Source organism: Paenibacillus sp. J22P59 (assembly GCF_059383895.1).
On sequence record NZ_JBXENX010000003.1, the window covers coordinates 325,113 to 348,501 of the forward strand.

Consider the following 23,389-nt stretch of genomic DNA (forward strand, 5'->3'; position numbering starts at 1 on the left):
ATGGGCAAGATGCGTGAATGCTGGACAATGGCTTACCACGAGCTTATAAAGTATAGTCGATTGAAATCGGTTCTTATTGTTCTATTTGGACTTCCTTTACTTTTGATCGTCCTATTAGGCAGTGCATTTGGCACAGAGGTGAAGCCTGCAAAGGTAGCGCTCTATAATGCTGATGAGGGAGCGCTGCGTGCAGGAATGGATACATTCTGGGCTGGAGAGACTGTACAGCGCTATCTCAAGCTGGTTGCTGCAAGCTCGGAGCAAGAGGTGCAAGATCTGCTTCGGGAGGGCGAGGTAGATTATGGCGTATATGTCCCGACGGACTTTTCAGAACGAATTATGGCGGGGCAAGAGGCGCAGTGGTTGACCTTCTCGGGTCGATATGAGGATAAGAATATGGCTGCTAGAGCAATTATTGATAGTTACCTCATGGAGGTCAATTTGCAGCAGGCGGCCCACATGACGCTAGGTCCTACGTCAGCTACAGCCACGCAGCAGCAAGCGCAATCGGCGGATGGCTCGGGATTAATAGCAATTGGAACGCTTGGAGTTGGTCAAAATACGGCATTTGGTGCGGTATCTGCTATACAGTATTATTCGGTTGCATATTTGATCATGTTTTTACTGTTCGGAGGCATGTCTGGAGCTTTGTCGCTGCTTGAGCAGAAAAGAAATGGAACCTTGCATCGCATTTATGCCATCCCCGTTTCTTTTCGTAAAGTAGTGCTCGGAATCGTGCTGGGAATGATGCTGCTAGCGATGCTGCAAGCACTTGTTATTGTTGGCTTTACAGGGTTGGTGTATGGCGTAGAATGGGGCAGCCAGTACGGAATGATCGCGTTGGTATGTGTATTGACGACCTTGTCTGGAGCAGGCCTCGCGATTACGATAACTTCATTCACGGGAACGGCCAAGGGAACACAGACGATATTCGGAATTGTTACCTTTGCGATGACCTTTTTATCTGGAGGAATGGTGGCCGGAATCAATCAGATTCTGGTTGGAGTAGACAAATTTACGGTCAATTATTGGGCAAATGAGATCTTGCGGACAGTGATGTATGATAACGACTCCTCTCAGGTGTGGAATGAGGTTGGAGTGCTAGCTATTATTGCGGTTGTCTTGCTTGCACTAGCAGGATTACGGCTGCCGAAGGTGGTGAATGGCCGTGCGTAAAAGCATACCTATTGCTGCACATCTGATTAGAAGAACGATTGGATCTAAGCGCGGCATTATACTGAACCTATTGCTCCCCGCGATTTTACTGGCTGTTATTACGGGCCTCGTATCTGGCTCAGGGGATCAGAAGGCTGCCATTATAATCAGTAATCAGGATCAGGGAGCCTTAGGCGATTATTATGAGAAGGCCATCGCAAAGGAAAATTTATATGAGATGCATGTCGACGCAAGCTTATCGGAGCAAATGGTCAAGGATGCTGTGCTGGAAGGGACGGTAAGAGCAGCGGTCTATATTCCAGCAGACTATACGGAGCGCATGTTAGCAGGGGAGCGCCCTCAGGCTCTCTTATTTCGAAAGAACGAGCAGCTATGGAACATATCACTAGCAGCATCGCTCCAGTCGGAAGCGAATAAGCTGATGGCTTCAGCAGACCTTCTGCGAGGGCAGCAGGGCGCCAAGCCGGATGTAGCTCTGTTGACTAAGCTTCTGGATCAGCAGGCTGCCGGCAGAGTGACAGCCTCCGAACAGGTGATGAAGCTTGGACAAACGCTGTCTCATCCCGAGACGGTAGGCATTATACTGATGTTCGTGATGCTGCTGGTCGGCCAGTCAATCGGCTTCGTGATGGAGGATCGTGAGCAACGAACGATGGCAAGGATGTATGCCGCGCCCCTTCGGGCTATTGATATTGCCATTGGTAATTTTATGGGCAGCCTGTTAGTAGGCACCTTTCAGCTGGCAATCATTCTCAGCTTCGCTTATTTTATATTTGGATTTATGCAGGGGGTATCCTTCGGAGCTTTGCTGCTCGTATTGGAATGCTTCCTGCTCGCAGCGGTCGGGCTTGCAATGCTTATCGCAGGCTTTGTGAAAAACAGTGCCCAGCTCGGTCAAATCAGCAATTTGTTCATCACCCCTACCTGCATGATTAGCGGCTGCTTCTGGCCGTTGTCCATCATGCCTGATTTTCTGCAAAAGCTGGCTAATTTCATGCCGCAGAAATGGGCGATCCAAGCGATTGATCGCTTGGGCGGGGGCGGGTCCATAGCCGATATTGGGCTTCAATTAGGAATTCTGCTGCTCTTTGCTGTAGTACTAATTGGTTTTGGAGCAGCTGTGCTAAGACCTAACCGGATACAATGATGGAGCTGCATTAAAGTCTCTGCGGGCGTTTACAGTACGTGAAATGAAGAATGCTTCCGCTAGAAGAACATTTGCGTATGTCATTTCTTGTGCGAAAAGCTAAGAAAGAAGTACATTCTGAATAGGTCAAGCTCCTGAATCTGGGCAGCTTGGCCTATTTTTTAGATTTAGACGGTATTATCAAGAAAATTAGTCAATAAACCAAGTTGCCATTACATAAGATGGAGTATAAGATAGGGTAAGAACAAATTGTCAGAACATTTCGTCAACTGTTTGTAAGGGAGGGATTGCCGTGAATAAAAGCCATGAAGTCGAATATTGCAATTTGGAGCTGCGATTTGACCGCCGGCAAATCCAAAACCTCATCCGCGATCTTATTCAGGAAGGGTACTCCTTGTACTGGAGCGAAACGGAGGGGCAGTTTCTCATTTCAATACGTACCGGTCGCAAGCTCGTAAAGCTAAGGTTCCAGCGGATGAAGAGCCGCTATAAAATCGTCGGTGATTATATTATCAAGGACGAGAAACTATCTGAACTGCTTGAAAAGCTGATTAATGATTCACGTGGACATGCGGTGGTTAAACGGATTAAAGACCGTCAAATCGTCATTGAAAGCATCATGTTCGGTGAAATTATACGACTTGTGGAGGTGTCCGGTATGGAACATCGGATTATTTATCAGAAGAAGCCATTCGTAACAATAGAAGACATGATCAAAGCGTTTCAGTCCAAAAGAGCAGAGGAAAGAGCTGCGGTATTGCGCTATGAACTGGATTATGAACTAACCGTTTTATTCGATGCACTGCAGGAGAGCAATGAGGAGGGCATTGCGCAATCCAAAGAAAAGCTTGCTGTGCTGCGCTCAGAAATGCTGCAATTAGAATTGTAGGCGCTTGCTTGTCAGTAATGTCGATACCATACAATCATAATGGCGGGGCAGGAATGAGATCTGCTCCGTCATTTTCGTTATTTCAGAAGAGGAACACTTCACTCTAATCTTCTGCCATGCGGGCTTCGTCACTTTTGCATTCAGATAGTGCGTTCGGATATTTTCCGCGCAAATAGTTTTCTTATCCGTGCAAAAAGAGTAATATAAAGCTATTGTGACCCAAATATAATAACAAAGGATGGAAGAACCAAATGTCTAAACAGCAAATTGGCGTAATCGGCTTAGCCGTCATGGGCAAAAACTTGGCCCTTAACATTGAAAGCAGAGGCTTTACTGTATCGGTGTACAACCGCTCCCGCGAGAAAACGGATGATCTGGTTCAGGAAGCTGCTGGCAAGAACCTCGTCCCTACTTATACAATCGAAGAATTCGTACAATCACTCGAATCACCTCGTAAAATTCTGATCATGGTACAAGCAGGCGCAGGTACAGATGCAACGATTGATTCTCTTGTTCCACACCTGGATAAAGGTGACATCATTATTGATGGCGGCAACGCTTATTTCCCTGACACGCAGCGTCGCAGCAAAACGCTGGAAGAGCAAGGCATCCGTTTCATCGGTACTGGTGTATCCGGCGGCGAAGAGGGCGCTCTGAAAGGACCGTCCATTATGCCAGGCGGCCAAGAGTCTGCATACAAGCTCGTTGAGCCTATCCTCAAAGCGATTTCCGCTAAAGTGGGCGACGATGCATGCTGCACTTATATCGGGCCAGACGGTGCAGGCCACTATGTGAAGATGGTGCATAACGGAATTGAGTACGGCGATATGCAACTGATTTGCGAAGCGTATGACCTGCTTAAGAACGTATTGGATGTTAGCACAGAAGAATTGCACAGCATTTTCTCCGAATGGAACAAAGGCGAGCTGGACAGCTATCTGATCGAGATTACGACAGACATCTTCTCCAAATATGATCCTGAGACAGGCAAGCCTATGGTTGATGTTATTCTTGACTCTGCTGGTCAAAAAGGTACTGGCAAATGGACAAGCCAAAGCTCGCTTGATCTGGGCGTACCCTTGTCCATTATTACAGAATCCGTATTCACTCGCTTCTTGTCCGCAATGAAGGAAGAGCGCGTTGCAGCAAGCAAAGTGCTGAATGGCCCAGCTAAAAAGCCTTTCGAAGGCGACAGAGCGGCTTTCATCGAATCGGTGCGCAAAGCATTGTTCGCAAGCAAAATCTGCTCGTATGCACAAGGCTTCGCTCAAATGCGTGCGGCATCTGAAGAATACAACTGGGATCTTCGCTACGGCGACATCGCGATGATCTTCCGCGGCGGCTGCATCATTCGTGCTCGCTTCCTGCAAAATATTAAGGATGCTTATGATCGTGATCCTAACCTGCGCAACCTGCTGCTTGATCCTTACTTCCAGAACATCGTCGAGTCTTACCAAGGCGCATGGCGCGAAGTGATCGGAACTGCCGTAACGAACGGTGTGCCTGTTCCAGCTTTCTCAAGCGCAATTGCTTACTTCGACAGCTACCGTACAGAGCGCTTGCCAGCTAACCTGCTGCAAGCACAACGTGACTACTTCGGCGCACATACGTTCAAGCGCCTAGACAAAGAAGGCTCATTCCACTTCAATTGGATGCAGTCCTAAGAAGCTGTTATTTTCGAGGGTTGTTCGGATCAGCCTCAGCCAGTCCATATGCAGCTTCAACAAGCAAGCTTCGCAGACGGTTAGCCTCTTGATCTGAACAATGTCCTCGATGAATGAGCGACATGGCTACTTCGGCAAAGCAATGAAAGTTCTTCAATAAGCGTGGCTGCGATAGACCTAGTAAGGCAGGGTCTTCGTCAGCCACCTTTTTTTTAATATACTCCAGCATCCATACAACATCTTCCCGGCATAAGGGATGATCAGGATTGAGTATGCGGCTAATACGGATATGTGTTGGGTGGGGAGCAGGCAAATCACGATTATTGGTCATGCCATCTTCACTCCTATTCATCGATTCAGCGTATTATCAACCATACGGCATATACAACTTTTTTATACCCTATTGGATGTAAATAATGATATGATGTTGTGTAAAAGTGTAAGAAAAGCCTATCGAAGTCATCCTAGGTAAGCTAGGAACATCATCAAAGTAGGAGCGTTGTGCATTGAAACTTCAAACGAACAAAATCGTATTAGTAGGCTTTATGGGGGCAGGCAAGTCATCAGTAAGCAAATTGCTGGCAGAACAGCTTGGTTGGCTGCGATATGATTCGGATGAGGTCATTGAACAGACTGAAGGCCAATCTATTGCAAGCTTGTTTGAATCTCTTGGAGAATCCGGATTTCGCGAGATAGAGAGCCGTGTCATCAGCAAGCTGCTGACAGATGAAGGGCAAGCTGTTATCGCCACTGGCGGCGGTGCAGTGCTCAAGGATTCCAACCGGGCTCTGATGCTGGAGAAGAGCTTCGTCGTTGGGCTGAAGGCAGATGCACAGCAAATTATTGCTAGAGTGGAATCGGACACCTCCCGTCCTTTATTGCAAGGCGACCTGACTGGCAATGTTCATCGAATTATGGAGCAGCGCAAGCATGCGTATGATTTCGCACATCTTGTGCTCGATACGACGACCCTTACAATTGACGAGGCATCTTCCATTATTATCGAACAATTACATAGCCGATAGCAAGTGATAATACGTTTGATTCATTCCTTTTAAGTTTAAAAACTATATGACCATAATAAGGAGAACTGCAGCATGGACGTTATTGTAAAACCAACCCCGAATCTAAAAGGGGAAATTCAAGCCCTTTCCTCCAAAAACTATACGACTCGTTATTTACTGGTCGCGGCTCTAGCGGAAGGAACTAGCACAATCTATTATCCGGCACATAGTGAAGACAGTGATGCTATGCGCCGCTGTATTCGTGATTTGGGAGCAACAGTAGAAGAAGATGAAGAGAAAATTGTCATTACTGGCTTTGGGCGCAATCCAAAACCAGTAGAGCAGCTTGATGTTGGCAATGCTGGTGCTGTGCTTCGGTTTCTTATGGCTATTGCATCGCTATGCCCGGATGTTACGTTTATTAACCGTTATCCCGATTCCCTAGGCAAGCGTCCGCATAGCGATTTGATTGATTCTCTGGGTCAGCTTGGCGTATCTATTGAGCATAATGAGGGCAAGCTTCCGATCCGCATTCAAGGCGGCAAGCTTAAGGGCGGCAAAATCCAGGTTTCTGGAAATGTCAGCTCACAGTTTTTAAGTGCTTTGTTGTTCCTGACACCGCTGCTTGAAGAAGATAGCGAAATCGAAGTGCTGCATGACTTGAAATCCAAGGTTGTAGTGGGTCAGACGCTGGAAGTGCTGGAGCAAGCGGGCATTGTCATTCAAGCGAGTGAAGATTTGATGCATTATCGCATTGCAGGCCGTCAAAGCTATGAGGCCAAAACGTACATCGTGCAGGGCGACTATCCAGGCTCAGCGGCTATTCTTGCAGCAGCAGCAGTTACACAGTCTGATGTTATCGTGCATCGCTTGGAAGAGAAGAGCAAGCAGGGTGAGCGAGCTGTCGTCGATGTGCTTCAAATGATGGAGACTCCTCTTACTCATGAGAACGGCATCGTTCATGTGAAAGGGAACGGCAAGCTTAAGGCTGTTGAATTCGACGGCGATCAAGCTACTGATGCTGTGCTCGCTATGGTTGCGGCTGCTGTGTTCGCTGAAGGAACTTCGCGTTTCTACAACGTGGAGAACTTAAGATACAAGGAATGCGACCGGATTACGGATTACTTGAACGAGCTTCGCAAAGCAGGAGCGAATGTGGAAGAAAGACAAAGCGAGATCATTGTACATGGAAGACCGGAAGGCGTAGAAGGCGGCGTGGAAATTAATGCTCATTACGATCACCGTGTGATTATGGCATTAACTATTGTAGGCCTTCGTTCCAAAGAGCCGATTCGGATTCGTGATGCCCATCATGTAGCCAAATCTTATCCCATTTATTTCGACCATCTCAAAGCACTGGGAGCAAACGTCGATTGGGTAGAATAATAATCTCATCATCCATATGAAGAAGGCGAGGGATAAAGAATGGTATTTGAGAATCCATCCCGTGAAGAAATCAAGCAGATTTTGCAGGATAGCTTAACCATTGCCGTAGTTGGTTTGTCTGATAAGCCGGATCGTACGTCTTATATGGTGTCTAATGCTATGCAAGCCAAGGGATATCGGATCATACCGGTTAATCCCAATGCAGATCGCATCTTGGGCGAGACATGCTATCCGACTTTGCAGGATATTCCGGATAAAGTCGACATCGTCAATGTTTTCCGGCGCAGAGAGCATACGCCTCCTGTAGCAGCAGATGCTGTTGCAATCAAGGCGAAGACGTTATGGCTGCAGCTTGGCATCGCTAACGAGGAAGCTGCTCGTATTGCAGAAGAAGGCGGATTGCAGGTTATTATGGATCGCTGCATCAAGGTAGAGGATTCGATTCTGCTGCCTCAAGGAAAATCCAAATCCTAACATTAATAAAAACCGCCTTTTCCTACCACAATAAGAAAAGCTTACGAGGATGAACTGCGATTGTTCAATCAATCAGGTTCAGCCTAATAAGACTTTCTTAAGATTCGCCTAGGAGGGCATGACGTGAACCAATATTCACAGCAGCAGGGATTTAATCAAGGACAGCAAGGTTATCAAGCACAAGGCCAAGGCTACAATCAAAACCAAGGAAACGCTTATCAGCCTCACGGATATGTGCAATCCCATTATCAGGGGCAATTAAGCCAACCTAGCTTTGGTCAAAACCAACCTATCGCATCCCACTCTGTAGGATATCAGCCATCAAGCCAACAACAAGGCTATGGTTCACAAGGATATCAGTCGAATTACACGAATTACAGTGCTCCCCAGCACTATGGACAATACCAGCAGCATCAACCGGTCCATAGTTATTCGGCAGAGCATCAATCTGCCTCTAATTTCGGCAATGTTGGACCAGTAATTGCTCGTCTTGGTTATCAAGCAGGTCCAGATCAGCAACAACATTCGAATTACAATCAGGCTTATACGAATCAATATTCGAATGCATTGCAGGGTCAAGGCGGATATTATAGCAATAATGCGCAATCCCAGACCCAAAGCCAGCACCCTGTCTATCAGGCGACGAATGCTTATGCGCAATCGGGACCGGTCATTTCTCAGCTGGGCTGGCAGGTCGGCTATGATGCTAACCACAATGGCAATAACTCAGGAAACAACCGCTAAGCTAGCTTAGCAACCATTCATGAAGAATAATCAACACTGGCGGGCCGCGAGGCCCGTCTTTTACTTTGACAAAACAAGGTCTAACCCTTACCATTCAATAGAGGATTACAGCGTCAGGAGGTGTGAGATTGAATTTTTTGGGAAGTCTGCAGCAGCTCGGCAGAGCCTTTATGCTGCCTATGATCGTGCTTCCGGGAGCAGCCGTATTTCTATTTTTAAGCAAACTTCCATGGGATTATATAGGACTGCCTGCCATATCGGGTTATTTATTGGCAGCTAGTGAAGCGATATTTACTTATTTGCCTTACATATTTGCACTTGGCATTTCACTTGGCTTAACGGGCAATGCGATGGCAGCTGGTATGGCGGCTATGGCAGGAATGGTTATCTATACGGGAATTACGGGCAGTGCAAGCCCGCATATTGAACCGACTGTTTTTATAGGCTCGTTAATGGGAATTATTTCGGGATTCAGCTATGAGCGATTTAAAAATTTGCGATTGCCGGAGTATATTCAATTTTTCGGCGGTCCGAGATTCGTTCCTTTATTTGTTAGCTTTGTCTCTGTACTTTTCTCCATCGGGATGATTGGCATAGCCCCTCACATTCAACAGATGTTGGTTGAGCTTGGGGATGTTGTTGCTTCCGGCGGCGGCTTTGGCGTATTTCTTTATGGGTTCGTCCATCGGATATTGGTTGTCTTTGGGCTGCATCATCTAGTTAGTCATGTATTCTGGTTTCAGATCGGCGGCTATGAGACAGCTGATGGCTTAACCGTGTATGGTGATTTGCCGCGATTCTTCGCAGGAGATCCAACGGCTGGCGTATTCATGGCAGGTATGTACCCGACGATGATGTTCGCGCTGCCGGCTATTGCCTTTGCAATCATTCACGAGGCAAGGGAAGACCTTAAGCCGAAGATTAAAAAAACCTTTATGTATGCTGCGCTGGCCTCCTTTTTGACCGGTGTGACAGAGCCAGTGGAATTTGCTTTTCTATTCGTGGCTCCTTATTTATTCGTTGTTCATGCTTTGTTGTCTGGCGTCATTATGTGGGTGACCTATGAGCTAGGCATTCGACATGGCTTTTCCTTCTCGGGAGGCGCTATTGACTTCATTATTAATGAGCATTTGGCGACACGGGGCTGGCTTCTGATTCCAATTGGCATAGTCGTAGGTATCATTTATTATGTATTGTTCCGCTGGGCGATCAATCGCTTTAGAATTCCAACCCCTGGCCGTGAGGAAGGCTCACAGCTGGATGATTGGGCAGGTGATATCCCTTACCGTGCACCGCTTATTCTGCAGGCCATCGGCGGGAAGGACAATATTCTGCAGATGGAGTCCTGTATTACTAGACTGAGGCTCAAGGTATCGAATGAAAAGCTGCTTGATATCAATGCCCTAAGAAACTTGGGAGCAGCAGGGGTGATTCGACTTGGCGGCGGTAATGTACAGGTTGTATTCGGTACTTATTCGGAATTGATTCGCGGTGAGATGATCAAGTCCATTCAACGTGATCAGCAGCAAGTATTGTTCAGCTCTCCAATGCAGGGCCGCATGATTTCACTTGATGAAGTGCCTGATCCGATATTCGCCGGTAAATTGGTAGGCGAAGGGGTTGCTTTTATACCGGATAAGGGAGAGCTTGTCTCTCCGGTCAAAGGCAAGGTTATTCATATTTATCCGACTATGCACGCATTAGGCATTCGAACGCCAGAGGGGCTGGAGGTGCTCCTGCATATCGGTATTGATACATCCAGCTTGGGTGATAAAGCGTATTTCAAAGCCGTTGTTAAAGAGGGCGATGAAGTTATCCCAGGCATGCTGCTAGTAAGGTTTGATCTTCAAGGCATCCGCAAGGAGGGCAAGTCTTTGGCCACCCCAATGGTGATCACCAATTCAGACCTCGTTCATTCCTGGCGATTCGCTCCGTTCAAAGCGGTTAAAAAAGGACAGTCCTCAGTGATGTCGGTTGTACTGAAAGAGAGAAATGGTGGAGGGGAAAGGTCATGATACAAGGTATTGGAGCATCAGCGGGTATTGCAATTGGCAAATCGTTCGTTCTGCCTACCTGGGAGTGGGAGCTCCCGGAACAACGTATCGATGTTGCTGATTTTGCCCGTGAATTTGAACGCGTGTATGAAGGAATCCGTACCTCCAAATTCGAGATTGAGCAGATTAAGGATGAGCTTAGAGAAGTAGTAGGTCCGGCAGAAACTCAAATTTTTGATGCGCATCTTGCTATATTGGATGATCCGGTATTCATGAATGAGATCCAAGGCATTATTCAAAGGCAGTACAAAGCGGCGGAAGTAGCGGTCAAGGAAGCCATTGACCACTTCGTCACGATGTTCGACTTGCTCGATGATGAATATATGAAAGAACGGGCCTTGGACATAAAAGACGTGGGCAATCGTCTGCTTAAGCATTTATTAGGTGCGCCAGAAATTACATTGCCTTCAGATACGCTTCCGTTCATATTGATTGCGAAGGAGCTGTCGCCTTCTCAGCTTGCCCATATTAATCCGCAAAATGTTCTGGGCATCGTAACGCTGGCAGGAAGCAAGACTTCACATTCCTCAATTATGGCACGTGCTCTTGGTGTGCCTCTGGTTGTCGGCTTGGAGACAAAGCTGGAGGAGCCGATTCAGACAGGGCAGACGCTAATTATTGATGGAAGTGACGGCTCTCTCTATATCGAACCGGATCAAGCGCTCATTGATCGCTATTCGGTTATTCAGAAGAATCAGACAGAAGCACAGAAGAGGCTCAAAAGCATCGCTGGCCATAAGCCGCTGACACCAGATGGGAAGAAGCTGCAGCTCGCTGCCAATATTAGTTCTTATAAAGAACTGGAGGTAGCTCTATCGAGCGGAGCGCATGGAGTAGGTTTATTTCGGACAGAGTTTCTGTATATGGACCGCAATCGTTTTCCAAGGGAGGAAGAGCAGTTCGAAGTCTATCGGAGTGTCGCTGAGAAATTAGCGGGAGAGCCGTTAATCATTCGTACACTGGATATCGGCGGAGATAAGCAGCTCGATTATTTCAATATTATTGAAGAGGATAATCCCTTCCTAGGTTATCGGGCGATCCGTATTTCTCTGGATAGAAGAGATCTGTTCAAAACACAGCTTAGAGCAATACTTCGTGCCAGCCATTATGGTCAAGTTAAGCTCATGTATCCGCTTATTTCCTCAGTTGAAGAGGTTCGTGCGGCTAATACGGTGCTGTACGAAGCGAAGCAAGAGCTGGAGCAAGAGGGATTGCCCTTTGACAAAGGCATGAAGGTTGGGATTATGATCGAGGTTCCGGGAGCCGTCATGATTGCTGAATTATTGGCGCAAGAGGTGGACTTCTTCAGTATAGGGACGAATGATCTTGTCCAATTCACCTTGGCTGTGGATCGAATGAACGATGCGATCTCTTATCTCTATGAGCCTTTTCATCCAGCCGTTCTTCGGATGATTAAGCTGACTGTTGAGGCAGCCAAGCGACATGGTATTAAGGTAGGCGTGTGCGGAGAGGTAGCCGGAGATATAAGGGCGCTGCCGATCTGGCTAAGCCTTGATGTTGATGAGCTGAGCATGTCTTCCCATTCGATTCTGCAAGTAAAAGAGCGGCTGCTCTGCACAAGGCAAGATGACAGCCGCTCCTTACTGCCTGAGCTGCTGGAATGTCGTACAAGTGTCGACATCCACGAGAAGCTCCAGCAATTCATGCAGTTGGTCGATTCAGCATCAGCATCCTCTTAGGATGGGAGCTGATGGTGCTCATTAAGCCTGCTGCTCTAATGCGTCTACGAATGCTTTTGCATAAGGCGGCAAGTCTGGCGGACGTCGGGCAGAGATCAGATTCCCATCTACGACAACAGCTTCGTCGAACCATTCTGCTCCCGCGTTCTCCATATCATCACGGATACCGGGAGTGGAGGTTACTTTGCGCCCTTGCAAAATTTTCGCAGAAATTAGGACCCAGCCTGCATGGCAGATTTGTCCGATTGGCTTGCCTGCTGCGTCAAGCTCTTGGACAAGCTCCAGCACTTTGGGATAACGGCGAAGCTTGTCTGGTGCCCAGCCGCCTGGAACAAGCAAGCCAGCGATATCGGCGCTGTTTACTTCATCAAAAGACAGGTCGGCCGTTGCCGGTACGCCATATTTCCCGATGTGCTGCTTGCCTTTCTCTGGTCCTGCATAGAGAACAGTTGCACCTGCTTCACGAACCCGGTAAACAGGATACCATAGCTCCAAATCTTCAAATTCATCGTCAAGCAGACAGATGACGGTTTTATTATGTAATGTCATGTATTCCCCTCCATAACCTTATTCCTTTACATTGTAACCAAGGAGACCTAATGAAGCAAACAAACCCGAAAAACAGCCGTAGATTGCTGAGGTTCATTCCCGCAATTGTATGGATGGCTGTCATTTATTCCTTATCCTCACAGACAGGTGATGATGTGAATACATTGCTGCCGTTTTTTCAGCAGTGGTTTCCGTTCATGACCAGCTTCGACTGGGGACATTTCGTATCCTATTTCATACTGGCGGCTGCACTGGATTACGGGATAGGCGGCAAGGCTGATCGCTTCAAGTGGAAAGTAGCTATTGTTCTATTATGCGGGCTGTACGGTGTAACTGATGAATACCATCAGTCCTTTGTTGGAGGCAGGATGCCTGACTTGATGGACATTCGCAATGATATGATTGGGGCGTTAGTCTGGGTGGTTCTGGTCTCTATCCCTGCTGTACGACGTGTATGGCGGAAGATAGCCCCATAGTAAAAATTACATAGAGTAAAAAGCAGGATTTTTTGCAAAAAAGGTCGAATAATTTACGCATCCTAATAGCAAGAGAAGGAACGGATGATAAGCGGCATTATGCTGCTGCGTGAAGGAGTGGGCCATTTTGCAGAAGAGGTGTCATTGCGGTGACATCATGAAGATGAAATTGCGTACCGTTATCTATTCTGGCAAAGTAGAAATTGATAATGTTCCGATATTCTCATGTTCGGTATGCAACCGCAGCGAAGTATTTCCTGAAGTAAAACCAGATTTAACTGGACTTATAGCAAAGCTTGGTGCCGAGCCGTCCAAGCAAACCTTTTTGTTCAATGAGTGCAATGAATATGCGGATTTGTTGGTAGAGGCTAACAAGGAGCGCAAGCTGCCTGACAGATTAGCCGTCGAACAATTGCTGCAAGAGCGTGTCAACGGGCTGCTCGATCTTTATTTATTGGCGCAGACATTGAATGATCAGGAATGGATTGCAGATATTCAAAAAAGGCTTTCTCAGATTAGCCGACGAATCATGCATACATAGACTCAAGCATATTTCAATGCAACTGACAAGGCTAGGGGAGTCGCTTCGCCGTAGCGATATCTATACGTATGCAAAAAGAAGAAAAGATCGAAGACCATTGGATCATATCGTCCAGTGGGCTTCGATCTTTATTGTTTTATGCCGCAGCGAGCGCGGGGATATAGTTCGATTAAAGAGCCTGCAAGCGAGTAATTTTCTACTCTTATAGCCTATTTTGTTCCGTATTATTCATACCGAACGATCTTTTTCATAGTTACTCACAGTTTATTGAAAATCAAATGAAAGCTTGCCGCCACAAGGTTTTTGCCGTCTTTTTCTTTGCGTTGCAATCTCACTTGTGCTATGATTACGATAATATGTGGCGAGCGAAAGAGAAAAATTTGAGATAATGGAGAGAAGCATCGTGACGGTAACCATTTATGATGTAGCAAGAGAAGCAGGAGTTTCGATGGCGACGGTTTCGAGGGTAGTTAACAACAACCCTAATGTGAAGCCGGCAACCAGGAAGAAAGTGTACGAGGCCATTGAACGGCTCGGGTATCGTCCGAATGCGGTAGCAAGAGGCTTGGCAAGCAAGAAAACAACGACAGTCGGGGTTGTTATTCCCGATATTTCGAATGCTATTTTTGCTGAGGTAGCACGCGGTATCGAAGATATTGCGAATATGTATCATTATAATATTATTCTATGCAATGCAGATAAAAAGAAAGAAAAAGAAATTCGTGTCATTAACACATTGCTAGAGAAGCAAGTGGACGGTCTGTTGTTTATGGGCGGTGCTGTGACGGAAGAGCATATGCAAGCCTTTAAGACGGCGAATGTTCCGATCGTGCTGTGCGCAACGACGGATGAGAATGGGGAAATTCCTTCTGTTGACATCAACCATGAGGATGCAGCCTATGATGCGGTTCAGAAGCTTATCGAGCAAGGCCATACACGAATTGCAATGATCAGTGGGACACTTCAAGATCCGGCGAACGGCTATGCTCGATTCCAAGGCTATAAGCGAGCACTGGAGGAAGCGGGAATTGCCTATGATGATTCTCTTGTCCGTATTGGCAACTACCGGTATGAATCAGGTGCAGAGGCGATGAAGTATTTCATCGAACTGCCTGAACGTCCGACTGCCGTGTTCTCAGCAACGGATGAGATGGCTATCGGCGCTATTCACAGCATTCAGGATGCGGGGCTGAAGGTTCCAGACCATATCTCGATAATTAGTGTGGATAACAGCAGGATGGCTTCTATGGTTAGGCCGCAGCTTACCGCTGTTGCACAGCCAATGTATGATATTGGTGCAGTCTCCATGCGTCTGTTGACTAAGCTGATGAAGAAAGAGAACGTCGAGCTTTCAAAAGTCATATTGCCTCATGAGCTAGTAATAAGACAATCGGTTGGAGGTCTGTAACAATAATGAGCTTTAGTAAAATTGGTATTATTGGTGCTATGGTTGAAGAGATAGAATTGCTCCATAAGCATGTGCAGGTAGAGGGTACAATTACGAAGGCGGGCATTACTTACTATGAAGGTACCTTCCATGGCAAATCGGTTATTTATTGCAAGTCTGGTGTAGGCAAGGTCAATGCTGCGGTTTGCACACAAATTATGCTTGATCTTGGAGCAGATTGCGTATTGTTTACTGGCGTTGCCGGAGCGGTTGATCCGCAGCTGAACATTGGAGATATCGTAGTGTCCACAAGCTGCGTGCAGCATGATATGGATTGCTCGCCGCTTGGGTTCGCTAGAGGCGTTATTCCATTCCATGAGCGTTCGGAATTCGCAGCAAACGAGCAGTTGGTTGAGCTGGCCTCCAACGCTAGTGAACGATTATTTGCCGGTCGCAGCCTGAAGGGCAAAGTATTGTCCGGCGATCAATTCATAGCAAGCAGAGAAGCGGTAAATGATTTGTACGAAACGATGCAGGGCGCATGTGCAGAGATGGAAGGAGCCTCGGTCGCTCAGGTATGCGATATGAACGAAGTTCCATTTGTCGTGATTCGCTCTATGTCGGATAAGGCTGATGGCTCGGCTCATGTGAACTTTGCTGAATTTACCGTCCAAGCCTCCAATAATTCCTATCTTATCATTGACGATATTCTTGCAAATATATAGTAAAAAAATAGACCGTCTATTAGCCGTAGTATACAAGCTAATAGACGGTTTTTTTCATTCGAGGTTTATTATGTAGTACTCGTTCTGCATACAAGAATAGGCTTTGCCATCAAAAGACAGCATAGCCTGCTCTTATTGAAGCAAGACTACAAATCTTGCACAGCTATTTCTCTTATTGTACGATTCTTGCTCTCAATCTCTGCACGCCTTGGTATGATAGGAATGCATGCTGTGTCGTCCAGCCACCACTCAGGAAGCCCTTCAGGACTAAGAGGCGACCATTTGTCCAACCAAGGCTGGGGAAGGCGCACATTGCCGCCTGGCTCCGCTAGGGCTTCTGCCAGAGGATGATCAGACATGATTAGCCATACAAGTGCCCAGGCACGCGGTACGACTCGCCATATCTCATAGCCGCCTCCGCCAAGGGCAATCCATCTTCCTTCGGTGTAAGTATGAGCGAGCTCATGAATAATCGCTGGCATTTCATTATAGATGCGCATAGAGCAATGAATATGGGAGAGAGGGTCATAAGCATGAGCATCACAGCCATGCTGACTAATAATGATATCCGGTTTGAAGGCAGCGGTCACCTTGGTGATAGATTCACGGAAGCATTCGATCCATGAATCATCCTCCGTATAAGGCTCAAGCGGGATATTGAAGCAGGTGCCAAAGCCTGCATCATTGCCTCTCTCATGGACATAGCCTGTTCCGGGGAATAGAAATTTCCCTGTCTCGTGGATAGAGTAGGTGCATACGTCCGGGTCCGTATAAAAAATCCATTGTACGCCATCTCCATGATGGACGTCGGTATCAATGTAAAGCACGCGTGCCCCGTATTCATTCCGCAAATGCTTGATAGCAACGGCAGCATCATTGTAGATACAAAAACCGGACCCTCTATCTGGGAAAGCGTGATGGAGTCCTCCAGACATATGATAGACATGAAGCGCTTGTCCGCTCATTACAAGATCTGCTGCTTCAACGGAGCCTGCAACAATCGCAGCTGTCGCTTCATGCATGCCTGGGAAGATTGGTGTATCTTCGGTATTCAGGCCGAAGCGTTCAGCTTCATCGATATCAGCAATAGCGGGCTCGTCCTTGCTTAATAACTGAACAGCCTGCAAATAATCGGAACGATGCACCTGCGCTAGCAGATCGTCATTCACTTGTCGTGCGGTTGTTCTGATTTGATCATCCTGCAATGCTCCCGCAGTCTTTAGTAGATCAGTTGCTAAGGCTATCCGGATCGGGTTGAAAGGGTGGTCCTCTCCGAAGTTATAACGGGCCGAATCCGTATGTTGAATGAATACAGCATTTGACGACATAGCCTTCGTATCCCTCCTTGGGCCTGTAATAATACGTTTATCCTATGCTAATACATGAATCGTTGACGAAATCTAACGTGATCAAAGTGTTGGACGGAATCCAAAGGCACTTCTTTGCCAATACGAACCATTAGGCAATTGGCTGGATGAGAGCAAATCTCTGGATCATCCGTTGCGAACCAGACCATCCCCACGGATTGCATCAACTTCTCCATCATGTTCCGATATTCCCACACATTAAGCTTCGTTCCTTCCAAATCCCAATGCCAATAGTACTCGGTTGTATACACGATCATATTCTCAAACTGGTCCTCTGCAAAAGCGAGCTGAACCATTTTCTTCCCTAGTCCATAGGAGCGATACTGATCAGCAACCTCTATTGCGCCGAGCTCAATAAGATCTATCATTTTGGCCTGTGACCAAAGCTCCATTTCGTCAGGATAGTGAAAGGTTACGTATCCGGCAATTAATTCGCCTTCTCGTGCGACAATAATTCGTCCTTCCTCTAGGCCGGCAATTTCTACAAGCGCTTCATGCTGATCGGCTGGTCTGCGGAAAGCATCTAAGTCTGGGTGCATAACGAGCTTCGATAATTCGCCAGGGCATAGCGGGCCTTCAATGATGATTTCACGGTTGTCTTGAAGAGCAAGTGTCTCTTTTTGATACCTCTTTCGATGTTCCAAGCCATACTCCCCTCTCGGAATAGCGGTAACTGCTATAAAATACGTCTAATAATGGTTATAACAAACATTTGATCAAATGAAAAGCGTAGTCGAATAGAAAGGTGTTATGTTATAATTGTTGTTGGCGGTTGAGCAATCTATAGAAACCTTTATGATTAGTCTCATCATGAGATGAATTTATCTAATCAATGAAAGCGTATTCTAGTAAAGTTTAACAGATTTGATGGGAGCGTGATAGTATGATCAACTTACATCAAGAACGAATTCCAGCAACGGCGGTAGGCTCTAACCTATCCAACTATGAAGAGGCAGTCGATCAATTCAAATGGGAAGAGATTGAGCGCCAATTCAGCTGGTACGACACAGGCAAAGTAAATATGGCTTATGAAGCAATTGACCGTCATGTAGAGTCTGGCAAAGGATCCAAGATTGCGTTATATTACAGCGATAATACACGCGATGAATCTTACACCTTTGAGCAGCTCAGCAAACAGTCCAACCGGTTTGCTAATGTATTACGCAAATTTGGCGTTAACAAAGGGGAAAGAGTATTTATATTCATGCCTCGTACGCCAGAGTTGTATTTCAGTATTCTAGGCGCTTTGAAGGTAGGGGCAGTAGTAGGCCCATTATTTGAAGCGTTCATGGAGACAGCGGTTAAGGATAGATTGCTAGACAGCGATGCTACAGCAATCGTAACGACTCCCGCTTTGTTCAAACGAATCAAACGCGATGAATTGCCTAACCTCAAACATATTTTTGTGTTTGGCGATGAAGTGGAAACGGATGATGTCGTTGCCGATTATGCAACGGAGATGAGTCAGGTTTCTGATGAAGCGGAAATTGAGTGGCTGGACCGTGAAGATGGACTTGTTCTACATTATACGTCAGGTTCAACAGGAAAGCCTAAGGGCGTATTCCATGTTCAGAATGCTATGGTGCAGCAATATTATACAGGTAAGATCGTGCTCGATCTAAAAGAGGACGACATTTATTGGTGTACAGCCGATCCAGGCTGGGTAACAGGTACATCCTATGGTATATTCGCTCCATGGCTGAATGGCGTGTCGAATGTAATTAGAGGCGGCCGTTTCAGTCCGAATGAATGGTATAGCACGATTCAGAAGTATGGCGTAACCGTATGGTATAGTGCTCCTACTGCATTCCGGATGCTTATGGGTGCCGGAGATGATGTTGTATCCCAGTTTGACTTGTCCAGCCTGCGCCATGTACTTAGCGTAGGTGAGCCGCTCAACCCTGAAGTTGTAAGATGGGGGATGAAGGTCTACAACCAGCGTATTCATGATACATGGTGGATGACCGAGACGGGCGCACAGCTGATTTGCAACTATCCATCCATGGATATCAAGCCAGGCTCTATGGGCAAGCCGCTGCCAGGCGTTAAGGCTGCAATTATTGATGATCAAGGAAATGTAGTGCCGCCTTACCGTATGGGTAATTTGGCTATTCAGACCCCTTGGCCGTCCATGATGCGCAAAATTTGGAATAACCCTTCCAAGTATGCCGAGTATTTCGGTTTTGAGGGCTGGTACGTATCGGGTGATTCCGCCTATATGGATGAGGACGGATACTTCTGGTTCCAAGGCCGGGTGGATGATGTGATTAACACGGCTGGAGAGCGTGTAGGTCCATTCGAGGTTGAGAGCAAGCTGGTAGAGCATCCTGCTGTAGCAGAGGCAGGTGTTATCGGCAAGCCGGACCCAATGCGCGGAGAAATTATTAAGGCCTTTATTGCATTGCGTGAAGGCTATACCGCTTCTGATGAATTGAAGCAAGAAATTGCCCAGTTCGTTAAGATTGGCTTGTCTGCTCATGCAGCGCCTCGTGAGATTGAATTTAAGGATAAGCTTCCTAAGACACGCAGCGGTAAAATTATGCGTCGTGTATTGAAGGCTTGGGAATTGAATCTCCCAACAGGTGATTTGTCCACAATTGAAGACTAGAATTTATTAAAAAAGCCCCGAGCTAACCGCGTGATTGATTGCGGTTAACTCGGGGCTTTTTATTATGGTAATGCTAGGCCTTCACTTGTTGTGAAGGCACGGAATTACCGGCAGCATTCTCTGCAATAACATAGAAGGTACCAGCAGTTAGAGGCGATGGATATTCAAAGCTCGTCTCGGCTGTTGTACCTATTTCGACGAACTGTCCATCATTTGTACTTAGATAAACATGGTAGGCAATAACCGTTTCGGAGGCGGGATTGCCTTTCCATGATAACGTAACGCTCAGGTCTGTTTTACTGACAGTCAAACCGCTGGGTGAAGAAGGCAGGGTAGGCGGAGTGATCTCAGGATTCGTGATGTCTGTTCCCCCGCCATTGCCAGGGACGCTAGGAATCTCATTAGGTCCTCCTGGAAGCACTGGTGGGATTATAGGCAGGTTGCCGAACTGTACGACCTGGCTTTGTGCCGACTCCTTGCCTACTACGTCAACGGCGGTTACATAATAACTGTACCCTTTATTGCCAGATACCGTTATTTTCATCTTATATTCGTTGCCGACGAGTATAGATTCACCGATCTTCGTATAAGCTCCGGATTGAACAGATTGGTATACCCGATAACCAACAATATCCGGCTCGTTGGTGCCTGTGAAGCTGAGCAGAATGACTCCGTTACCAATCGACTGAATTTTCACGCCGCTAGGTGCTGCTGGAATGCTGCCGTTATCGACGCGCGGATCTGTTTTGGAAGGCGCATCCTTGTCTGCATCAGCAGGCAAATAATAGGATATTGGTCGTCTGCTGCTAGATGGCAGCTTCGATTGCGCTGTAGTAATCTCGTCGATTAATACATCGAGCGGTTTTTTACGCTTAATTACAATCTGCTCACGGACCATATCTTTAGGTGTTGCTGGATTAGGTACGTAATTAACGCCCTTGAACGGAATATACGCCATTTTGAGCAGAGCATCATCGGTTTGCTTAGGCAAATATTTCTTGTTGAACCAATCGGTAACAAGCATGCCAGCCTCTTTGGTCAACTGGCTAGGGAGCTTGCCGCTGGCGGTGGAGACGGTTGCCTTCACAAGCCCATCAGGGCGCTTAAATTCTTTCGTTTGGAACAACTCTGGCTTCGCTTCTGTAATTTCATTCATCATGATCGCCCATATCGAGCGGGCTCTTTTCTTGCCGTCATTAGACAACGTATGAATCTGCTTCTCATAGCCTGCCCATACACCAAGCGTAATGTCTGGTGTGAAGCCCATGAACCAAACGTCACCATAGCTTTGCGTGGACCCGGTTTTTCCGGCTATAGGAATTTTATTATAGTTTTTGAATTGCGATGTCAGAGCATGAGCTGTACCGCTGCCGCTAGAAATAACGGTACGCAGCATATCGGTAGTCAAGAAGGCCGTCTGCTCCGAGAAGACCTGCTTAGGCTCCTTTTTATGCTCATATACGGTTTTGCCATTGGCATCCGTAATTCGCGCAATCATATAGGCATCATTAAAGACCCCTTTATTCGGTATAGCACCATATGCATTCGTTAGCTCTTCAACCGATGTTCCGATGCTGAGACCTCCAATAACACCTGTCTGGGCACCGTCATCCTCTGGTTGAAGCGTCGTAATGCCAAGCTCTCGAACAAACTCCCACGCATTACCGATTTTGACGTCCTCTAGAAAAATTTTGAGTGCCGGCAAGTTCAAGGAACGGTTCAAAGCTTCACGAGCCGTCACAAGCCCTCTGTACCTATTGGTAGAGTTCTTAGGAATATGGAAACCCTTCTGGCCATCCTTCAGCACCATTGGCGCATCATCGACGATGCTGGCAGGCTGAATGAGCCCTTTGTCAATTGCGGGTAAGTAAGCTGCGATCGTCTTCATTGTTGAACCTGGCTGGCGTGTCATTTGAGTTGCAAAATTCATTTGCTCCTCATAGAAGTCACGGCCCTCAAGCATGCTTACAATGGCTCCCGTCTTATGGTCAATCATGACAGCAGCCGTCTGCTCAAGCCCTTTTTCTTTGCTTAATGGAGAGAAATTTTTCTCGTTAGAGCCGATATCCCTCATGATTTTGTAGACGTCTTTGTCAATCGTCGTATAGATATGATAGCCTCCGCGCAGCAGCTGTTCTCGAGCCTGCTCAATCAACGGAGCATTTTCTTTTTTGCGCAAATCGGCTTTGGTCAGCTTAGGATCCTGCTGCATAAGCAGAATCTCGGCGGCTTGACGCTCTGATTCAAGCATTAAATAAGGATAGGTTGTGTAAGCTTTTTGAATTGGCGCAGCTAATGTTTTACGTACATCGAAGGCTTTGGCCTCGTCATATTCCTGCTTGTTAATACGGCCTGTCTCCAGCATGCGCTTAAGCACAGTGCTCTGACGTTCCATCGCCAAGGTAAAGCCTTCTTCGTCAAACTGGCCCTTTCCTGTAAAGGCGGTGTAGGCAGAAGGACGCTGCGGCAATCCGGCAAGATAAGCAGATTGTGCGATATTCAACTGCTTCAGATCAGTAACGCCGAATACGCCTTTGGCGGCTGCCTTGATTCCGAATAGATTATAGCCGCTTGAGCCATTGCCGAATGGCACTTTATTCAGATAGGCTGCCAGTATTTCATTCTTAGTCAGATAACGCTCCATTCGAAGAGAAAGGAAAATTTCTTTTACTTTTCGACTATCGGTTTTATCAAGACTTAAAAAGACGCGCCTAGCTAGTTGCTGGGTCAGCGTGCTGCCGCCGGTCTGCGTATCTTCATTCAGCAGCTTTTGCTTGACAGCTCGTCCGATCCCATTAATATCTATCCCCGGATGCTTCTCAAAGTTGTTGTCTTCGATTGCTAGAACAGCATTAATGACTTGTGGGGGGAGATCCTCGTATGTAATGAGAATGCGATCCTCTTCTGTACGAAGCTGCCCGACTAGCGAGTCATCATTGAAGTAAACGAAGCCTGTTATGGAGTTTTCATTCACTTTTTCTTCTATTGTCGTTCTCGGACGTACCTCTTCACCTTTAACTAAGGCGGCGACATATCCTGTAACCGCTCCTCCGGCTAACAATGAGATGAAGATGCCGAAGTAAACGAGCCATTTGACAGTTATTAATGATACGATTCCGAATGTGCGCCATCCGCTCCCCCGAGGGGCTGATGATTTGCGGTCTTCTTGCATATGATTAAACTCCTCCTCCAAATAACCAAAATCTATTATAGCATAAAAATCATCTTTGGAAGCAGTGAACATTGACTTCCTCAAATGCCTATGGTATAAATGCTGTATTGTTTTTAACAAATCAATTAGTGTTGATGGGTTTTAGTAAACTGCGAATCGTTGTCTTCAGAGAGTCGGTGGATGGTGTGAACCGGCGCACGTCGTATGTTGAATTACCACCCGGAGCTAAGCGGGGGAACGCGTGGTCATTAACTGGCCGTCAGTAGTCCGCTTCGGAGCCTGATCTCCGTTATCAATCAATGAAGTGAGAGCCGCAGCATGTATGA

The 23,389-nt window shown here is 46.8% G+C and carries 20 protein-coding genes and 1 other annotated feature (1 of these 21 running past the window's edge); of the genes, 15 read left to right on the forward strand and 5 right to left on the reverse strand.

What is annotated here, in order from left to right; translation table 11 throughout:
- Positions 1 to 9 precede the first annotated feature (9 nt).
- From AC50YO_RS06850 to gnd, 4 genes are all read left to right on the forward strand, one after another.
- A complete protein-coding gene (locus AC50YO_RS06850) occupies positions 10 to 1,176 on the forward strand; it encodes an ABC transporter permease (protein ID WP_494844879.1) in 1,167 nt (388 codons plus the stop codon).
- Positions 1,169 to 2,323, forward strand: coding sequence for an ABC transporter permease (locus tag AC50YO_RS06855; RefSeq protein WP_494844881.1), 1,155 nt, complete (start codon positions 1,169 to 1,171; stop codon positions 2,321 to 2,323). The genes AC50YO_RS06850 and AC50YO_RS06855 overlap by 8 nt, the downstream gene beginning before the upstream one ends.
- Positions 2,324 to 2,615: 292 nt before the next feature.
- The gene (locus AC50YO_RS06860) at positions 2,616 to 3,212 is read left to right on the forward strand and encodes a YkzI domain-containing protein (protein ID WP_494844882.1); all 597 of its coding nucleotides are present in this window, start codon (positions 2,616 to 2,618) and stop codon (positions 3,210 to 3,212) included.
- Between the two features lie 251 nt (positions 3,213 to 3,463).
- Positions 3,464 to 4,876, forward strand: a complete 1,413-nt coding sequence (gene gnd, locus AC50YO_RS06865; protein WP_494844886.1) for an NADP-dependent phosphogluconate dehydrogenase — start codon at positions 3,464 to 3,466, stop codon at positions 4,874 to 4,876.
- Positions 4,877 to 4,883: 7 nt separating this feature from the next.
- Here the strand turns inward: gnd and AC50YO_RS06870 are convergent, their stop codons facing one another.
- Entirely contained in the window at positions 4,884 to 5,207 is a 324-nt protein-coding gene (locus AC50YO_RS06870; protein ID WP_494844890.1) for a hypothetical protein, read from the reverse strand.
- Positions 5,208 to 5,382: 175 nt separating this feature from the next.
- On the opposite strand from AC50YO_RS06870, the gene AC50YO_RS06875 reads away from it, so the two are divergent.
- From AC50YO_RS06875 to ptsP, 6 genes are all read left to right on the forward strand, one after another.
- Positions 5,383 to 5,901 carry a shikimate kinase gene (locus AC50YO_RS06875; protein ID WP_494844894.1) on the forward strand — a complete coding sequence of 173 codons (519 nt, stop codon included), beginning with the start codon at positions 5,383 to 5,385 and terminating at the stop codon, positions 5,899 to 5,901.
- Positions 5,902 to 5,973: 72 nt separating this feature from the next.
- A complete protein-coding gene (aroA, locus tag AC50YO_RS06880; protein ID WP_494844897.1) occupies positions 5,974 to 7,266 on the forward strand; it encodes a 3-phosphoshikimate 1-carboxyvinyltransferase in 1,293 nt (430 codons plus the stop codon).
- Positions 7,267 to 7,305: 39 nt separating this feature from the next.
- Positions 7,306 to 7,740 carry a CoA-binding protein gene (locus tag AC50YO_RS06885; RefSeq protein ID WP_494844901.1) on the forward strand — a complete coding sequence of 145 codons (435 nt, stop codon included), beginning with the start codon at positions 7,306 to 7,308 and terminating at the stop codon, positions 7,738 to 7,740.
- 123 nt (positions 7,741 to 7,863) lie between these two features.
- Positions 7,864 to 8,484, forward strand: coding sequence for a hypothetical protein (locus AC50YO_RS06890; protein ID WP_494844904.1), 621 nt, complete (start codon positions 7,864 to 7,866; stop codon positions 8,482 to 8,484).
- Positions 8,485 to 8,612: 128 nt separating this feature from the next.
- Positions 8,613 to 10,499 (forward strand): glucose PTS transporter subunit IIA, encoded by a 1,887-nt coding sequence (locus tag AC50YO_RS06895; RefSeq protein ID WP_494844907.1) that lies wholly within the window; start codon positions 8,613 to 8,615, stop codon positions 10,497 to 10,499.
- Complete coding sequence (gene ptsP, locus AC50YO_RS06900) at positions 10,496 to 12,238, forward strand: phosphoenolpyruvate--protein phosphotransferase (protein ID WP_494844910.1); 1,743 nt, start codon at positions 10,496 to 10,498, stop codon at positions 12,236 to 12,238. Before AC50YO_RS06895 ends, ptsP begins: the two co-directional genes overlap by 4 nt.
- Before the next feature lie 21 nt (positions 12,239 to 12,259).
- Here the strand turns inward: ptsP and AC50YO_RS06905 are convergent, their stop codons facing one another.
- The gene (locus AC50YO_RS06905) at positions 12,260 to 12,787 is read right to left on the reverse strand and encodes a type 1 glutamine amidotransferase domain-containing protein (protein WP_494844914.1); all 528 of its coding nucleotides are present in this window, start codon (positions 12,785 to 12,787) and stop codon (positions 12,260 to 12,262) included.
- Positions 12,788 to 12,837: 50 nt separating this feature from the next.
- Here AC50YO_RS06905 and AC50YO_RS06910 point away from each other — a divergent pair, with 50 nt between their 5' ends.
- The 4 genes from AC50YO_RS06910 (at position 12,838) to AC50YO_RS06925 (ending at position 15,916) form a co-directional block, all read left to right on the forward strand.
- Entirely contained in the window at positions 12,838 to 13,263 is a 426-nt protein-coding gene (locus tag AC50YO_RS06910) for a VanZ family protein (RefSeq protein ID WP_494844917.1), read from the forward strand.
- Positions 13,264 to 13,390: 127 nt separating this feature from the next.
- Positions 13,391 to 13,804 (forward strand): hypothetical protein, encoded by a 414-nt coding sequence (locus tag AC50YO_RS06915; RefSeq protein WP_494844919.1) that lies wholly within the window; start codon positions 13,391 to 13,393, stop codon positions 13,802 to 13,804.
- A gap of 403 nt (positions 13,805 to 14,207) precedes the next feature.
- Positions 14,208 to 15,212, forward strand: a complete 1,005-nt coding sequence (gene ccpA / locus AC50YO_RS06920; RefSeq protein ID WP_494845308.1) for a catabolite control protein A — start codon at positions 14,208 to 14,210, stop codon at positions 15,210 to 15,212.
- Between the two features lie 5 nt (positions 15,213 to 15,217).
- Positions 15,218 to 15,916, forward strand: a complete 699-nt coding sequence (locus AC50YO_RS06925; protein WP_494844923.1) for a 5'-methylthioadenosine/adenosylhomocysteine nucleosidase — start codon at positions 15,218 to 15,220, stop codon at positions 15,914 to 15,916.
- A 146-nt stretch (positions 15,917 to 16,062) separates the two neighbouring features.
- Here the strand turns inward: AC50YO_RS06925 and AC50YO_RS06930 are convergent, their stop codons facing one another.
- Together AC50YO_RS06930 and AC50YO_RS06935 are read right to left on the reverse strand one after the other, a co-directional pair.
- On the reverse strand, positions 16,063 to 17,244 hold the full coding sequence (locus tag AC50YO_RS06930; RefSeq protein ID WP_494844927.1) for an acetoin utilization protein AcuC: 1,182 nt from the start codon (positions 17,242 to 17,244) through the stop codon (positions 16,063 to 16,065).
- Between the two features lie 47 nt (positions 17,245 to 17,291).
- A complete protein-coding gene (locus AC50YO_RS06935) occupies positions 17,292 to 17,927 on the reverse strand; it encodes a GNAT family N-acetyltransferase (RefSeq protein ID WP_494844931.1) in 636 nt (211 codons plus the stop codon).
- A gap of 239 nt (positions 17,928 to 18,166) precedes the next feature.
- Between AC50YO_RS06935 and acsA the strand changes: the two genes are divergently transcribed.
- Complete coding sequence (acsA, locus tag AC50YO_RS06940) at positions 18,167 to 19,891, forward strand: acetate--CoA ligase (RefSeq protein WP_494844935.1); 1,725 nt, start codon at positions 18,167 to 18,169, stop codon at positions 19,889 to 19,891.
- 73 nt (positions 19,892 to 19,964) lie between these two features.
- On the opposite strand, the gene AC50YO_RS06945 is transcribed toward acsA, so the two are convergent.
- Complete coding sequence (locus tag AC50YO_RS06945; RefSeq protein WP_494844940.1) at positions 19,965 to 23,063, reverse strand: transglycosylase domain-containing protein; 3,099 nt, start codon at positions 23,061 to 23,063, stop codon at positions 19,965 to 19,967.
- A gap of 122 nt (positions 23,064 to 23,185) precedes the next feature.
- Positions 23,186 to 23,389 (forward strand) — a binding site (T-box leader) (it continues 55 nt past the right edge of the window).

What these genes read in the sequence shown, in the direction of transcription:
- AC50YO_RS06850 (WP_494844879.1), top strand. Translation starts at nt 10, where the DNA reads ATGCGTGAATGCTGGACAATGGCTTACCACGAGCTTATAAAGTATAGT.
- gnd (WP_494844886.1), top strand. Translation starts at nt 3,464, where the DNA reads ATGTCTAAACAGCAAATTGGCGTAATCGGCTTAGCCGTCATGGGCAAA.
- AC50YO_RS06870 (WP_494844890.1), bottom strand. Translation starts at nt 5,207, where the DNA reads ATGACCAATAATCGTGATTTGCCTGCTCCCCACCCAACACATATCCGT.
- aroA (WP_494844897.1), top strand. Translation starts at nt 5,974, where the DNA reads ATGGACGTTATTGTAAAACCAACCCCGAATCTAAAAGGGGAAATTCAA.
- AC50YO_RS06885 (WP_494844901.1), top strand. Translation starts at nt 7,306, where the DNA reads ATGGTATTTGAGAATCCATCCCGTGAAGAAATCAAGCAGATTTTGCAG.
- ptsP (WP_494844910.1), top strand. Translation starts at nt 10,496, where the DNA reads ATGATACAAGGTATTGGAGCATCAGCGGGTATTGCAATTGGCAAATCG.
- AC50YO_RS06905 (WP_494844914.1), bottom strand. Translation starts at nt 12,787, where the DNA reads ATGACATTACATAATAAAACCGTCATCTGTCTGCTTGACGATGAATTT.
- AC50YO_RS06910 (WP_494844917.1), top strand. Translation starts at nt 12,838, where the DNA reads ATGAAGCAAACAAACCCGAAAAACAGCCGTAGATTGCTGAGGTTCATT.
- AC50YO_RS06925 (WP_494844923.1), top strand. Translation starts at nt 15,218, where the DNA reads ATGAGCTTTAGTAAAATTGGTATTATTGGTGCTATGGTTGAAGAGATA.
- AC50YO_RS06930 (WP_494844927.1), bottom strand. Translation starts at nt 17,244, where the DNA reads ATGTCGTCAAATGCTGTATTCATTCAACATACGGATTCGGCCCGTTAT.
- acsA (WP_494844935.1), top strand. Translation starts at nt 18,167, where the DNA reads ATGATCAACTTACATCAAGAACGAATTCCAGCAACGGCGGTAGGCTCT.
- AC50YO_RS06945 (WP_494844940.1), bottom strand. Translation starts at nt 23,063, where the DNA reads ATGCAAGAAGACCGCAAATCATCAGCCCCTCGGGGGAGCGGATGGCGC.